Consider the following 14,954-nt stretch of genomic DNA (forward strand, 5'->3'; position numbering starts at 1 on the left):
TGCCTGTATTGTTCAGCACCGCGATTCGTTTGACATTTGTCATCCATTATAAAACATACAACGATGACAAAAGAAACAAAAAACAAGATTACCATTATAGGATTAGGAGATATGGGAGCTGCACTGGTACGTACTTATCTCAGGGAAGGACATCAGGTGACCGTATGGAACCGCAGCGCCGCCAAAGCAGCGCCGCTGCAGGGGGCCGGCGCCGTTTTGGCAGAAAGCGTGACCGCAGCCATCGCCGCCGGAGATATTATCATCTTCTGCGTGACCGATTATAAGATCAGCCGTACAATCCTGGAAACGCCCGGAGCTACGGAGGCTTTAAGAGGAAAGGTGTTTGTACAGCTGAGCTCCGGCACCCCCAAAGAAGCGCGGGACTTCGATGCCTGGGCCACCGCGGAAGGTATCACCTACATCGACGGCGCCATCATGGCTATGCCCGACCAGGTGGGCCGGCCTGACACCGTATTTTTCATGTCCGGTAACAAGGACGCCTATACGCAAAGCGAGGCCACGCTGAAAGTTGTTGCTGCCGGGCTGCAGTACATGGGCGAAGATCCGGGCGCTGCCTCCACCTGGGACATGGGCTTCCTCTCCGTGCTCTTTGGCGCCATCGGTGGTTATTTTCATGCCACCAAACTTTTCGAGTCGGAAGGACTGCCGCCAACCGCGCTGGGCAATATGATCCTTCAGCTGGCGCCGGCGCTGGGAGAAATGCTCAAACACCAGGGCGATATTATTGAAGCCGGCGATTATCACCAGCGCCATAGTTCGCTGAACCTGTGCTCCGGTGCGATGGACCTGTTTATTGAACAGGCCAAAGACGCCAACATTTCCGCGGAAGTGCCTTCCTTTATAAAAGGTATCTTCCAACGCGCCCAGGATGCAGGTTATGGTGACGAACACGTAGCTGCGGCCTATAAGACCTATTAACGGTCATATGGAGTCTTCCACACGTTTTACCGGGCGGCAAAATATTGTTAATATTGCAGTATGCAAAACAGTACCAGTCGCTTTAGTAACCGTGTGGAAGATTACGTAAAATACAGGCCACACTATCCGGCAGAGATGATCTCCTTCCTGGAACAACAATCTGTATTGCAACCGGGCATGTTGCTGGCCGACATCGGGTCCGGCACCGGCATCTCTTCCGAATTGTTCCTGCAGAAAGGCTATGCCGTACTGGGGGTGGAGCCCAACCAGGAAATGAGAGAGAAAAGTGAAGAGCTGCTGAAAGGCTATGCGAAATTTTTTGCGGTAGATGGCACCGCAGAACATACGACCCTTGAAAAACACTGCATCGACGTGATCATCGCCGGCCAGGCGTTTCACTGGTTCAACCAGGTAACCACCCGCGCTGAGTTCACACGCATCCTAAAACCGGAAGGATATGTTATCCTGTTCTGGAACGAACGGATGACAAACTCACCGTTTGAAAAAGCCTATGAGCAATTAATCGAAAAACACGGCAACCAGTACAAGGAACTTAACCATCGTAATATAGACATAGCGGTCATCGAACAGTTCTTTCATCCCGCCGGCGTAACGCTCACCGAGTTCGCCAACAAACAGGTTTTCGATTACAACGGGCTGGAAGGGCGCCTGCTCTCTTCTTCGTATATGCCCACCCGGGAGGATGCCCGGTACCCTTCTATGGTAGAGGATTTAAAACAGCTGTTCGGCCAGTTTCAGGAAGATGGGCATATCACCATCCATTATACCACCCGGATGTATTGGGGACGGCTCATGTAGGGATTTTTTGATTTACGATTTTTTGATTTCGGGGATGGACAAAATCGAATGGAACCGCTCCGATCTTCGTTCTTATGATTCCCGAAATCAAAAAATCGTAAATCAAAAAATCTCTAAATATCAAAGCCGTACTTACGGTAAATAGCCTTCGCTTTATCACTTACCAGGAAATCCATAAAATCCGCCGCTGCCTGCTGGTGGGGCGCATTCTTCAGCTGCCCTGCCATATACGTGGCTGTTATATTATGTTTGTCCGGGATCGTTACCAACGATACCGGGTGGCCGATCATCTGCTGGTACCAGGCCTCGGAATACCATACCGGTGCGGCGTCGCTCTGGCGGTATAGAATTCTCATGGGAGACTGCCGGTGATGGATCTGCGTAAGGAACGTAGTACTGTCTTTCACCTTCACATCCATGATCCGGTGCTTCAGTTCTGCTCCGCCGGCTTTCACATAAGCCTCTTCAATTCTTTTACCGATGCCCTCCCACGCGGGATTAGGCATAGCCACCCGTACGCCCGGCTTCCCCAGATCGCTCAGGCTGTGCACTTTCGCGGGATTGTCTTTGGGCACCATGAGCGCCAGTTTATTATAAGCATACACTTCCGTGCGGGTAAAACGGTCAGCCATAGCGGTGATCCGTGTTTTACCAGCGGTATACACGTCCGGCTGCAGAGTGATGCGCATGTTGCCCAGCGTGAGGGAACCGCCTTCTATCTGCTGCGCCAGTATGCCTGGTGGCAGCGTTTCTGCAAACACGCGCTGGTAGGCGGGATATTGTTGCTTAAAAGCCGCCAGCAGTTCATCGATGCACATAAACTGGTTGCCCGCGAAAAATACCACCAGCTGCGGATCATTGATATCTCCATATAAGTCCGGTACGTTATCCACACCGGGTACGGTAAACATCACTTTGCTTTCCGGCGGTTTGTTCCACGGCGGATCGAAGCGGTGGTCCTGTGCATAGGCGCTATGGGTCAGTGCTGCCAGCAGCAGCGTGGGGAAAAATAATCGTTTCATGGATGTTACGGTTTAACGACAGACCAGCCTTCGGCCTGACGGATGATCAATTCTCCATTACCACTGGGCACCAGTGCGATGAAGTCGTAGAGTTGTTCTTTGGGTATCTTCCGCTCTTCGAGGGTGTTCTGGCATTGCGCCACGATCACGCCGCGGCCTACCAGCGCTTTCAGCGCTTCTTCGTATTCACTGCCTTTGAGATAGGCATCGGTACCGGCCGAAAAAGCCACCAGCTCTATCTGTAACTTCCCTTTCAGGCGGGGGTCATTTAATGCATTATTGATATTCCGGATAGCTTTCTGAATTACTTTAGGATCGTTCTTATCAAGCTGATAGATGGCGTGATACTGCTTCTGCCTGGCTACAGCGCCGGTATATTCGCGGTTTTTGCGCAGCTGCGCATCGGTCGTTTGTGCGTAACCGGTATACATCATCATCATCAGTGGAACTACAAGGAATTTCTTCATATCTGGGTTTTTATTTTGTGACTTGTTGTGCTTCCTTTATCGGTTGGTAAGGACCAAATTTATGTTGCCGCTCGGAAAAAGTGTCTGCATATGGTTTAAAAGGAAAATCCACCGGCTTTTTAGCTGTCAGCTTCCAGTCGTTGTCCTGGTTGAGATGCGGCCGTGGCCGGCTGTTGACAAACGCCGCCACGTCCCATGCTTCTTCTTCTGAAAGCTGTGGCCGGTGATAAGTGGTCCCCAGCGGCATATTGTTATACACGAAGCCGGCAAAATTACTTAAGCGGTAAAGTCCTGCGCCGTCGTTATAACTGTGCGGTCCCCACAGGGGCGGGTAACTGTACCCCGGCCCCACCGGACTGGATTGTCCTTCTCCTTCTTTACCGTGACAGCTGCTGCACTTCTGTTCGTACACCAGCATACCGGCGGCAGGATCGGCGCTACGGCTAAGGTACGGCAGCTTCATGATACCGGTGCCCTTCGGTTTAGTGCCTTTGGGCACATCTTCTCCCAGCCACCGGATATAGGCGTAGATCGCCTGCATTTCCCGGCTGCCGGTGTCCGGCGCATGACCGTTAAGGCTTCTTTCGAAACAGTCTTTCACACGGTCGTAGATGGTCTGCACACCGTTGTTACGGGCGCGGAACAACGGGTACGTGGCGTACACCTTACCGAAGTTGTTGCCATAAGGCACTGTCCCTGCCTGCAGATGGCAGTTCTGGCAGTTCATGCCGTTGGAGATCTGCGCAACAGAGCCCTGCGGTCCCAGGTACTGTGCCGTGTTGGCGATCAGGTCGTGGCCATATTGTATCAGGCGGCCACGCTCCGTGGAGTTGGGTATCTGGCGGCTGCTCAAGCCACTCCAAACATTTTCCGGCTGGTGGGTCGTAAGCCAGGCGGCGTAAGCCTCGTCAGCCTTTTTCTTCTGACGGCGGGCACTGATGCATTCCTTTGCTACTACGAGGCCGGTAGTGGCAAAGAGCAAAACGGGAATCCAGTCTGTTTTCATTGTACAATAGTTTCCTTACAATTCAATAGCTCAAAGGTAATAGCAGCCTCTATGATGTTATCATCACAATTGATTATCACCCATAACCGAAAGTTATAAAACCGATAACGAATTTCAAAACCGCAAGAAACGGGTTTTACATGGATGGTAGTCGTCCTACTTTTACAGGGATAATATGAAGGCATATGAAGAACATCATCGAACGGCTGGAGGCAAAGGACTGGTCCGGCATCACCGAAACACTGCACGACAAAGGATACTGCGTGGCAGACAATGTGTTATCAGCGGAAGAATGCAAACAGCTGATCAATAATTACGCATCCCCCGATCTCTACCGCAAAACTATTTCGATGGAACGCTATCGCTTTGGCAGCGGGGAATACAAGTACTTTAAATATCCGCTGTCTTCCCTGATCACGGCTATGCGGCAAACGGTATACAGCCACATCGCGCCGGTGGCCAACAAATGGATGGAGGTGCTGCATATCAATACCACCTTTCCCGCCACGCATGAGGAGCTGCTGCTGCAATGCAAGGCTGCCGGGCAGGACAAGCCCACGGTACTCATCCTGAAATATGGCGCCGGCGGCTTCAACACACTGCACCAGGACCTCTACGGTGATATTTATTTTCCCATGCAGATGGTGCTGTTTCTGAATGAACCGGGAGAAGATTATACCGGCGGCGAATTTGTGCTTACGGAACAAATACCCCGGGCGCAGTCCAAAGCTAATGTGCTGCAGCCCAAACGGGGCAGCATGCTCATCTTTACCACCAACTTCAGGCCGGTAAAAGGCGCCAAGGGTTATTACAGGGTCAATATGAAACATGGCGTCAGCCCGGTCCATAACGGTAACAGGCATACGCTGGGCATCATTTTCCATGACGCTTTAAGTTGAGGGTACTATGTATGATCATGCAGCAATGGGAACAAGCGCCATAGCGCGCAACCGGCAGATATGCCGGCTCAGGCGGGATGGGCGGCTGACGCTGGGCGGCAACCGCCGGCTGAAAATATACGGGCTGCTCTCCTGCCGCTCCGGCAAAAGAATGCTGACGGCCAACCGGGTATTTTTCTCCGGGGAAACAGAAGCGATCGCTCATGGATACAGGCCCTGCGGGCATTGTATGCCGGAGGCGTACCGCAGGTGGAAAAAACAACAGGACTAGCTGGTCTTCCGGTAATTCCAGATGGCCCAGCTGTTGAGTACTACAGCAAATATCACGAGGTACAGGAACTCTTTTTGTACATCGGCGAAACCGCTGCCTTTGAGTACGATCATACGCACAACTTTCACAAAGTGGGTCACCGGCGTGAGCGCCGCAATGCCCTGCGCCCAGCGGGGCATACTATCTACCGCGGTAAACAGTCCGCTCATCAGCATAAATATCATCACAAAAAAGAACGCGACAAACATGGCCTGTAACTGGTTGTCTGTATAGGTAGACACCAGCAGGCCGAAACCCAGCAGCGCCACCAGGTATACGGCGGCAAACAGGTACAGCAGCGCAAAACTGCCTACCGGCCATATACCGTATACCGCCCACTCTACTGCCAGCGCCAGCGTAAACACTACCAGTCCCACCACCCAGAAAGGAATCAGCTTCCCAAGGATGAACTGCCATTTTTTGATCGGCGTCACGTTAATTTGTTCAATGGTCCCCATCTCTTTTTCCCGCACGATATTCAGGGCAGAAAGAAATCCCGCGATCAGTGTCAGCAACAGTACCATCACCGCAGGCACCACATAAAAGCGGTATTCAGCCAAAGGATTGTACCAGTTGGAATAAGTGACACCGATGTTCACGCCTTTACCGGGCGTGTATTTACCCTGCTCATTCAGCCGGATATGCTGGTTGTAGTCAGCGATCACATTCAGCAGGTAACTGCCGCCCAGCGCGGCCTTTGTGCCATTGATCGCATCGATGGACACTCCCACATGCTGCGCTCCCTCCCGCACGAGGTTACGCTCAAATCCGGGCGGGATCTCCAGCACCACGTCCGCCGCCTCTCTTTCGATATATCCCAGCGCCTCGGGGAAAGAAGGCGCCGCCGCGATAATCCGGAAGTAACCGGAAGCGCCGACTTTGTTGATCAGCTGCTGCGACATCGTGCTGTGATCATTGTCCACCACCGCTATGTTCACACTTTTTACGTCGAAGTTCATGGCCAGCGGCAGGATGATCAGCTGCACGGTAGGCATCACCAGCATCATCGCGAGGATGGTCTTGTCACGGAAAATCTGCCGGAACTCTTTCTTCAGAATGAAACGCAGTACTTTCATGACAGGCGGATTTTAAAGTTCTTCAACGCAACAGACAGTGCTACCACTGTCATCCCCAGCAATACGACCATCTCCTTCCAGATATAGGAAAAGCCCAGTCCTTTCAGCATGACGGCCTTAATGATCAGGAAGTACCACCGTGACGGCACTACGTAGGAGATCCACTGGAATATCCAGGGCATATTCTCCAGCGGGAACATAAACCCTGTGAAGATCAGCGTAGGTATCATCATGCCCATCATCGACAACAGGAGGGCTGTTTGCTGGGAATTGGTGGCATTGGAAATCATCAACCCGATGGACAAACAAGCGATGATAAACAAGGTGCTGACCAGGAAGAGCAGCAGGACGCTGCCTTTCACGTCCACATGCAATACGAATACGGCCAGCAACAGTATCAGCGTAAAGTTGGCCAATGACAGCACCAGGTAAGGCACCGCTTTGGCCAGCAGCACCAGCAGCGGCTTAAAAGGCGATACCAGCAGGATCTCCATGGTGCCCAGTTCCTTTTCGCGGACAACCGCCACCGAAGTAAGCGCCGTACACACCAGCATCAGGACCAGCGCCATCACGCCGGGGATGAAATTCAGGGAGCCATTGCCCTCTTCGTTATACAGCATGCGCTGCTCCGGGATGATCCGGTAGGGCAACTGTGTTCCGGGGCTGATCTCCTGCTGATAGGCTGTCAGGATAGCCGTCAGGTAATTGACCACCGTTTTGGCCATGTTGGGATCGGAGCCATCTGTCAGGATCTGCACCTGCGCCTGGCCTGCATGCTGAAGGTCATTGCCGAATCCCGCGGGGAAAATCAGCGCACATTTGGCAGTCCCCTTCTTAAACGCGGTGGTTACCGCATCGTAGTTGACCGTCGATTCGTCCACAATAAAATAGGAAGATGACTTTATTTTGTTGATGACCTGGGTGGAATTAACATCCCGCGCCTGATCGATAACGGTAAGGGTTATATTTTTCACTTCACTGGTGAGTGCGAAGCCGAAAAGCACGATCTGTACCACCGGCAGGCCGAACATGATCAGCAGGGTACGTTTGTCCCTGAACACATGAAAAAATTCTTTCCTGATGAATACCAACAACTGTTTCATATCATCCTTTTAATCGGCCGACCTTTTAGCGCCACGGGCCAGTTGATAAAATACTTCGTCCATAGAGCCTGCGCCGAACTTCGTCTTCAGATTACCGGGCGTATCCAGCGCCTCCACTTTACCATCAACCATTACGGTGATGCGGTTGCAGTATTCCGCTTCATCCATGTAGTGGGTGGTGACAAATACCGTGATCCCTGCAGCAGCGGCTTCGTAAATCATATCCCAGAACTGCCGTCGTGTGATGGGGTCCACGCCACCGGTAGGCTCGTCCAGGAATACGATCTGCGGATCGTGGAAGATAGCGACCGAAAAGGCCAGCTTCTGCTTCCAGCCCAACGGCAGCGCGCCTACAAGCTTCCTTGCTTCCTGTGCGAGTCCCAGTTTATTGACCAGCCGGTCGCTGCGGTGGCGGATCTCCGCAGGCGATACGCCGTACACGCCCCCGAAAAATTCGATATTCTCCAGCACCGTAAGATTTTCGTACAGGGAGAACTTCTGGCTCATATAACCGATATTCTTTTTAATGGACTCCTGTTGTTTGTAGACATCAAAACCGGCCACGGTGGCTTTGCCGGAGCTGGGATAGGATAGTCCGCAGAGAATCCGCATGGCCGTGGTTTTACCGGCGCCGTTAGCGCCGAGAAAACCAAAGATCTCCCCTTTACTAACGTCAAAGGTTATATGATTAACAGCAACAAAGTCGCCGAATTGTTTTGTCAGTCCATCGCATATGATCACCTTTTCACTCATGGCTGTGCGTTTTGTTTTTCATTCATGAGACGGATGAAACTATCTTCTATGGTGGGGGAGATGGCTTTCACCGCTATCTGCTCATGTCCTTTTGCAGCAAGGGATTGCTGCCATGCCTGCAGGTCACGGACCGCGTCGGCGCGGAAAGTGACGTGGACATATTCCCCGAATGCATAGCAGCTGTCTACAGCAGCGTCTTCCCGCAGGGAAGCCAGCAGCCGGTAGATATTGGCGGCCTTTACAGCATATAGTTTTACCGGGAAGGTGGCGATCACATTGGCCGGCGTATCGACAGACATGATTTTACCGTCCTGGATGAGCGCAATGCGCTCGCAGAGCACGGCTTCATCCATATAAGGCGTGGATACCACGATGGTGATGCCCTGTTGTTTGAGGGAACGCAGCATCTCCCAGAATTCTTTGCGGGACACTGCATCTACGCCGGTAGTAGGCTCGTCGAGGAACAGTACTTCCGGTTTATGTACCAGCGCGCAGCACAGCGCCAGCTTCTGTTTCATGCCGCCGGACAACTTACCTGCGCGGCGATCGCTGAAAGGCCTGATCTGTTCGTAGATGTCGCGGATAAGGTCGTAGTTCGCTTCGATGGTAGTGCCAAAGAGCGTGGCAAAGAAATGGAGGTTTTCTGCCACGGTAAGGTCCTGGTACAGGGAAAACCTGCCGGGCATATAGCCTACGCTGCGGCGGATGGTTTTATAATCTTTTACACAGTCTTTGCCATTGACAGACGCCGTGCCCTTATCCGGCAGCAGCAGCGTGGTGAGGATGCGAAAGAGGGAGGTTTTGCCCGCGCCGTCCGGGCCAATGAGGCCGAACAGTTCTCCGGCAGCCACTTCCAGCGACACATCGTCTACCGCCAGCACTTTGCCGGCATCGTACGTTTTGGTTATATGGTCCAGCACCACTGCGTTCATGAGCTTATTTTTGCGGGATCAGCATTTCCCCGTACATACCTATTTTCAGATAGCCGTCGTTTTTCACGCTTACCTTGATCGCATATACGAGATTGGCTCTTTCATTCTTTGTCTGGATGGTCTTGGGCGTGAATTCTGATTTATCGGAGATCCAGGTGATGGTACCGGGATAAGCTTTGTATTCTTTTTTGCCCTGGTCAATGCGTACCTGTACTTCCTGTCCCAGCCTGATTTTAGGCAGCGTAACGCCGGTAACGTAAGCTTTCAGGAAGAGGGTATCGATATTGGCGATCTTATACAACGGTTTGCCTGTCGCCGCCATCTCTCCTTTCAGCGCGTAACGGGAGAGCACTACGCCGGTGATAGGATTCACGATCTGCCCTCTCCGTACCTGCTCAGCAAACTGGGCCATTGATTTTTCCAGTGGCGCCTGTTCGCTGAGGATAGAGCGGTTCTGTGTGGCGATGTTGGAATTATAAAGGTTGCGTTGCTGCCGGGTAACGTTGAGTTGTTTTTCAAGCTGATCTACCTGCGCGTTCATATCGTCCAGTTGTTTCTGTGTGGCAGCGTCGCTTTTCACGAGGTTCTCCGTTCTTTTGCGTTCGCGGTACAGCTGTTGCAGCTGCGCTTCCTGCACCATCAGCTGCCGTTCCACCAGTTGAGCCTGTGGCTGCGGATTATTGGTTTTCTCCCGGAGGGCTTGTATGGAAGCCTGCACCTGTTGCTGTTGCAGCGCGGGGATGGTCACATCAATCTGTCCCACAATCTGGCCGCCGTTGAGTTTGTCGCCTTCCTTAACCGTGAAGGACAATAGTTCGCCATTCTGTTGTGCGGACACGATCACTTCATCGGCTTCAAAATTGCCGGAGGCGTCGTATCCCGGTTTGCCGTCCCCGCAGGCACTTGTCATCATCACGGCGGCTGTTATCCAAATGAGATGGTATTTCATGTTACAAGAAGTTAATCAGTTCCCGGAAGTGTTTTTATAATTGTATTGCGCCTGTAGCAACTGTATTTCATGCAGGATACGCGTCTGTTTGGCCAGATTTTCCGCGTTCACCTGCGAGATGTATTCATGAACGGTAATGACGCCGTTGTCCAGTTGCGCTTTGGCGGATTGCAGCACGGCTGTACGCAGGCGGATAGCCTCGTCATCCTGTTCCATCAGGGCGGCGTATTTATCCACATCCTGTTGTTGCTGCTGCAGGGTGAGCGTAGTGTTCAGCAGGAAGGTTTCCCGGCTTATGTCCACGTTGCTGCGCTGGATGTCCAGCAGGCGGCGGTTGTTTTTCAGGGAGTAGAGGCTACCGATGGACCAGTTGAGCCGCAACCCTCCCATCCACCAGCTGCCGAAGTCATTGCTGACGATGTTCAGCGTGGGCCGGCCGTAGCCGCCTTGCAGGAAAGCGTTCAGTTTGGGGAGATAAGCGGATTTCAGCTGCCGTTCCTGTACATCAAAAGTTTTCTGCTGATAGTCGTACAGCGTCAGTTCCGGACGATGGATGTCTTCAGCGGGGAGTGCCGTTTCCGGATAGGCCAGTATAGTGCTGTCGCCCAGCGGCTGATGAATAAAGGTGGACAGCATTTTCAGATAGGCTTTACGGTTAGCCCTGAATTCTGTGGTGACCATGTCCGCATTCAAGATTTCGGCCTGCAGCTCCGCCACGTTGCTCCTATAGGCGACACCGTTAGCCAGGGCGGCTTTCATTTTATCGGTGGTACTTTGCAGGTTGTCACGCCGCAGGGCGTTCTGGCGCAGCTGGGCATCCATCAGCAGTACGGCAAAGTACAGCTGGGTCACTCTCTCCCGGACGGCATAGAGGCTCACTTCCAGGCTTTGCTGCTGCACCTTTTCGTTGGCGCGGCTGGCTTCCTGCCGGAAGCGCGTAACGCCGCCGTCGTAGATTTGCTGGGACACCTCCGCCTGGATGCGGTACTGGTCTTTACTGAGCTGCGGAGGGTTCAGGCCGGGAATGGGCGGCAGCACTGCTGCGAAGTCGACGACCTCCGACTGGTAAGTGGCCTGCCCGGACACCGTGAGCTGCGGCAGATACAGCTTACCGGCGTTGGCCACGGTGTAGCGGCTGGTGCGGGCTATCAGATCGTACTGTTTGATCAGCGGATAGTTCTGTCTGGCAAGGGCGTAACAGGTTTCGAGGGTCAGCGCCTGTTGCTGAGCCTCTGCTGTGAGCCCGGCCAACATCATGATACAACCCAACAGTTTACATACTTTCATGATGCATGATTCGGTTTGAAATATTGTTTTAAAAAACTGTTCAATCCATCTGCAAAAAAAGGGGGTTGCTTACCCCAACATACCTTTCAGCCACAATGGGATCAGTACCCGCCGTTCATTCATCAACTTCACAAACTCTCCGTCCTTTACCAGTTCATTGCGCTCCAGAATTGGCCTGGCCAGGAATGGCATCACTACCAGCCCGATCACGTTCATCATAATATGTATCGGATGAACGGATAGCTTACCTTCTTCCTTCATGGCAAACAGCTGCCGGATCAGGTCTGACTGGAACAAGGTGTTCTGCTGGGCAAAGCGGGTAAACATATCATCTCCGGTAATAATCTCATTGACCAGAAACAGGGGAAAATCCGGGTTCTCCAGCAGCAGGTCAATATAATAATTGACCGCCTTGGTGATCTTCTCCGGGATGGTCAGTTGCTTATCGTTAAAAAAAGTCGAAATCTCAAACACCAGCTTCTGTACCGCTTCCGCCATCACTACCTCAAATAGTTTCTCCTTGCTGCGGAAATAATAGTTGACCAGTGACAGGTTAATATCCGCCTCTGCAGCGATATCCCGTACCTTGGTCGCCGCAAATCCATTACGGGTAAATACGATCCGCGCTGCTGCCAGTATTCTTTCTTCTGTGCTGGCGTCCTGTTCCTTTTTCACTGCCATATGCCTGATTTTAAACCGAAGGTAAAACAATTTTTCAAAATTGAACAACTTTTTTAAACAATTGTTCAAATCACATAAAAAGAGCTGTAAATGAACGATCGGGGCGCAGTTAAGTGTTGAGGACTAAGAGCTGAGAGTTGAGAGCTGAGAGCTGAGAGTTGAGAGCTGAGAGTTGAGAACAAAGTGCTGAGAACAAAGTGCTGAGAACAAAGTGCTGAGAACAAAGTGCTGAGAACAAAGGGTTTAGGGTTAAGTACTGAGAAAGGGCTGAGGGTTAAGAATTGAGAGCTGAGATCAAAAGATTAGAGGAGAACAAGAGTCAGGAAACACGCTAAACCATACATTAAGAAATCTAATTCCTAAAAAGCCTGAACAACATTGTTGCCCCGGGCGTGAGCCCGGGGACCACATGCCATGATATCAAAATTGCATTATTGGAAAAATGTAAGCATTAAGTCCGCTTACGTTCCTCTTCGTTACCGGTACCTCTCACCTCCCGTTTACGGGTGGAGTGTCCCAGCTTGTAGCTTACGGAGAGGCGTATATGCCTGTTCACCTGGAAGTGGGTAAATGTCTGCGGAATATTGTTCACCGTGGAACGTACGATGCTGGCGCTGGAGCGGAAGAGGTCTGCGCCGTTGAGCGCGATGCTCATGCGGTTTTGCAGGCAGACCGCTTTAAGGCCGAGGTCCATATTGTAATAGGTGTTGGACTTACCGTTATGGTCCACTTCGGGAAACTGGCACCAGAAGTTAAGCGCTGCCATCAGGGTTTTATCTTTGTTAAGCGCGATGTTATTGTTGGTAGCCAGGTATACGCTCATGCCGTTGATATCGGGGATGTTAGGCAGTGCGCTGCGGGCGTCGGTATGATAACCGCTCACCTGGTTGATGCTTTCCAGCCATGGCAGCGGTTGCAGCGTGGCGCTGGCAGACAGCCCGTAGCGGTATATCTTCAGGAAGTTCACCGGCGTGGTATAAACGGTATTGTTATCCGGCGTTGCCACCGTAATACGGTTGAAGCCATTGTTGGTGATATTCAGGAAAGCTGCGGCGGTAAAACGTTGCTGCCAGTGGTGTGACAACTCGAAGTTGCTGTTATATTCCGGCTGGAGGTAAGGATTGCCTTCGAGGTAGCTATAGGCTGTGGTCAGCGACTTGTACGGGTTCAGGTCCCAGAATACCGGCCGGTTGATACGTTTCCCGAAGGTAAAAGCCAGGTGGTTGTCGTTATGGTAGTTCCAGTCGGCGGAGAAAGACGGGAACAGTTTCACGTAGTTATTGTTCATCGTGTTGTCCTGTACATGAGAAACCCCTTTTGTCTGGGTGGCTTCCATACGCAGGCCGGCATTTAGCTTCCATTTACCGGCCTCTTTAGCGGCGGCAGCATATACTGCCTGTGTGTTTTCCGTATAGTCGTATTCGTTACTAAGACTTTTATCGTACTCCATTTCGCCCTGCAGGTTCCTGTAGTAAAACACGTTGCTGTAGTTATTGATAAAGCTCAGTTTTCCGCCGAAGGCGTAATTGGCAAAGGCAGTAGGCCATTGTAAATCCGCTTTCAGGGTATAAATATTGATCGCCTGTTTGTTGGTATCAAAATATTTGGTGGTACCGTTGGTGATGGCCTCTCCTTTTCCGTCATAGCGCTGGCTGATGAAATCGGATTTGTCGGTGCGGTAATAATTAAAGTAGTCCGCATCGACGGAGAACTGTTTTCCGCTGGAGTCCAGCTTTGTCACCAGGTGCAGGTTCAGCCCCGTGCTCCATGCTACGGGCTGATAGGTGGCGAAAGTGCGCAGCAGTGAATCCAGCATGCTGCTGGTATTGAATACAGGGTTGTTCACATGGTCGTCGCCAATGTAGGCGGTACGTGCGCCGCTGTAGTTAAATCCGATGGTGGTGCGGTTACTTATCTTGTAGTCTGTACCCAGCACCAGGTTGAGATTGCGGATCTTATAATTGCCGGTGTCTGTCTGGGACCAGAACCGGTTTGGATATTGCAGGTCGATGCCGAAGCCTTCGAGGAAGCGGCCATGTTCATAGTTGAGGTTACCGTACAGCGACCATTTGGGGTATTATAGCTGAAGTTCCCTCCGGCGGACATGGTGCCGTAGTTGGAAACACCGTACAGCTTTTTGAAGCCGTAGTCCGACAGTTTGCCGCCGGCCTGTATTTCCCCGTTGAATCCCTGGTTTCTGTCACGCCGCGTCACGATATTGATCAGACCGGCATTGCCGTCCGCATCATAAGCGGCGGAGGGGTTGGTGATCACTTCCACGCGGGCTATTTCCCCTGCTGACATAGACTTGAGGTACCGTTGCAGGTCTTCGCCCGCCAGCGGGATAATCCGCCCGTTGACCATCACCTTTACGGCGCCTTTGCCGGCGATCGCGATCAGGTTGTCCGTCACCCGCAGGCCCGGTACCCGGGCCATCACCTCCAGTCCATTCGCACCGGCGGCGCCTACGCTGCTGGTCACGTTATAGATCAGCCGGTCTGTTTTCCGCTCCACCAGCGCCTTTTGCTGTATGATGGAGATTTCTGACAGCTGCTGCACTTTCGGCGGCGGCAGGGTATCACGCGCAGGCTGCTGTGCATGGGTCAGTAAAGGTGTTACCAGGAAGAGACTAGCTGACAGTAAAACGGACAATAGGTTGTTGGATCCAGGCATGGTTTGAAGTACTGGTTATTTAAGAAAGCGGTGGCTAA

16 protein-coding genes are annotated in these 14,954 nt (G+C 52.1%); 4 read left to right on the top strand and 12 right to left on the bottom strand.

The window, feature by feature from the left end:
* Positions 1-63: 63 nt before the first annotated feature.
* Both HF324_RS26160 and HF324_RS26165 read left to right on the top strand, forming a co-directional pair.
* Entirely contained in the window at positions 64-939 is an 876-nt protein-coding gene (locus HF324_RS26160) for an NAD(P)-dependent oxidoreductase (RefSeq protein WP_168805851.1), read from the top strand.
* A gap of 60 nt (positions 940-999) precedes the next feature.
* Complete coding sequence (locus HF324_RS26165; RefSeq protein WP_168861215.1) at positions 1,000-1,758, top strand: class I SAM-dependent methyltransferase; 759 nt, start codon at positions 1,000-1,002, stop codon at positions 1,756-1,758.
* 113 nt (positions 1,759-1,871) lie between these two features.
* Here HF324_RS26165 and HF324_RS26170 read toward each other — a convergent pair whose 3' ends face one another.
* The 3 genes from HF324_RS26170 to HF324_RS26180 are packed head-to-tail and all read right to left on the bottom strand — an operon-like array spanning position 1,872 to position 4,253.
* On the bottom strand, positions 1,872-2,780 hold the full coding sequence (locus HF324_RS26170) for a molybdate ABC transporter substrate-binding protein (RefSeq protein WP_168805855.1): 909 nt from the start codon (positions 2,778-2,780) through the stop codon (positions 1,872-1,874).
* 5 nt (positions 2,781-2,785) lie between these two features.
* Positions 2,786-3,247, bottom strand: coding sequence for a DsrE family protein (locus HF324_RS26175; RefSeq protein ID WP_168805857.1), 462 nt, complete (start codon positions 3,245-3,247; stop codon positions 2,786-2,788).
* A 10-nt stretch (positions 3,248-3,257) separates the two neighbouring features.
* Positions 3,258-4,253, bottom strand: a complete 996-nt coding sequence (locus HF324_RS26180; protein WP_168861216.1) for a c-type cytochrome — start codon at positions 4,251-4,253, stop codon at positions 3,258-3,260.
* A 185-nt stretch (positions 4,254-4,438) separates the two neighbouring features.
* Here HF324_RS26180 and HF324_RS26185 point away from each other — a divergent pair, with 185 nt between their 5' ends.
* Both HF324_RS26185 and HF324_RS26190 read left to right on the top strand, forming a co-directional pair.
* Positions 4,439-5,152 carry a 2OG-Fe(II) oxygenase gene (locus HF324_RS26185; protein WP_193114968.1) on the top strand — a complete coding sequence of 238 codons (714 nt, stop codon included), beginning with the start codon at positions 4,439-4,441 and terminating at the stop codon, positions 5,150-5,152.
* Positions 5,153-5,159: 7 nt separating this feature from the next.
* The gene (locus HF324_RS26190; protein WP_168861217.1) at positions 5,160-5,423 is read left to right on the top strand and encodes an Ada metal-binding domain-containing protein; all 264 of its coding nucleotides are present in this window, start codon (positions 5,160-5,162) and stop codon (positions 5,421-5,423) included.
* Here the strand turns inward: HF324_RS26190 and HF324_RS26195 are convergent.
* The 9 genes from HF324_RS26195 to HF324_RS26235 all read right to left on the bottom strand — a co-directional run bounded on the left by HF324_RS26195 (position 5,420) and on the right by HF324_RS26235 (position 14,916).
* Positions 5,420-6,538 (bottom strand): ABC transporter permease, encoded by a 1,119-nt coding sequence (locus HF324_RS26195; protein ID WP_168861218.1) that lies wholly within the window; start codon positions 6,536-6,538, stop codon positions 5,420-5,422. The genes HF324_RS26190 and HF324_RS26195 overlap by 4 nt on opposite strands.
* Positions 6,535-7,641, bottom strand: a complete 1,107-nt coding sequence (locus tag HF324_RS26200; RefSeq protein ID WP_168861219.1) for an ABC transporter permease — start codon at positions 7,639-7,641, stop codon at positions 6,535-6,537. The genes HF324_RS26195 and HF324_RS26200 overlap by 4 nt, the downstream gene beginning before the upstream one ends.
* A gap of 9 nt (positions 7,642-7,650) precedes the next feature.
* Complete coding sequence (locus tag HF324_RS26205; protein WP_168861220.1) at positions 7,651-8,394, bottom strand: ABC transporter ATP-binding protein; 744 nt, start codon at positions 8,392-8,394, stop codon at positions 7,651-7,653.
* Positions 8,391-9,326: an ABC transporter ATP-binding protein gene (locus tag HF324_RS26210; protein WP_168861221.1), complete on the bottom strand. Its 936-nt coding sequence runs from the start codon at positions 9,324-9,326 to the stop codon at positions 8,391-8,393. The genes HF324_RS26205 and HF324_RS26210 overlap by 4 nt, the downstream gene beginning before the upstream one ends.
* A gap of 4 nt (positions 9,327-9,330) precedes the next feature.
* Positions 9,331-10,275: an HlyD family secretion protein gene (locus HF324_RS26215; RefSeq protein WP_168861222.1), complete on the bottom strand. Its 945-nt coding sequence runs from the start codon at positions 10,273-10,275 to the stop codon at positions 9,331-9,333.
* Positions 10,276-10,290: 15 nt separating this feature from the next.
* Positions 10,291-11,562 carry a TolC family protein gene (locus tag HF324_RS26220; RefSeq protein WP_258539199.1) on the bottom strand — a complete coding sequence of 424 codons (1,272 nt, stop codon included), beginning with the start codon at positions 11,560-11,562 and terminating at the stop codon, positions 10,291-10,293.
* A gap of 69 nt (positions 11,563-11,631) precedes the next feature.
* Positions 11,632-12,243: a TetR/AcrR family transcriptional regulator gene (locus HF324_RS26225; RefSeq protein WP_168805873.1), complete on the bottom strand. Its 612-nt coding sequence runs from the start codon at positions 12,241-12,243 to the stop codon at positions 11,632-11,634.
* 451 nt (positions 12,244-12,694) lie between these two features.
* Positions 12,695-14,179 carry an outer membrane beta-barrel family protein gene (locus HF324_RS26230; protein ID WP_168861223.1) on the bottom strand — a complete coding sequence of 495 codons (1,485 nt, stop codon included), beginning with the start codon at positions 14,177-14,179 and terminating at the stop codon, positions 12,695-12,697.
* On the bottom strand, positions 14,155-14,916 hold the full coding sequence (locus HF324_RS26235) for a TonB-dependent receptor (RefSeq protein WP_168861224.1): 762 nt from the start codon (positions 14,914-14,916) through the stop codon (positions 14,155-14,157). The genes HF324_RS26230 and HF324_RS26235 overlap by 25 nt, the downstream gene beginning before the upstream one ends.
* Positions 14,917-14,954: the final 38 nt, after the last annotated feature.

Origin of the sequence: Chitinophaga oryzae (genome assembly GCF_012516375.2) — a bacterium.
In the GTDB taxonomy this organism is placed as follows: Bacteria; Bacteroidota; Bacteroidia; order Chitinophagales; family Chitinophagaceae; genus Chitinophaga; species Chitinophaga oryzae.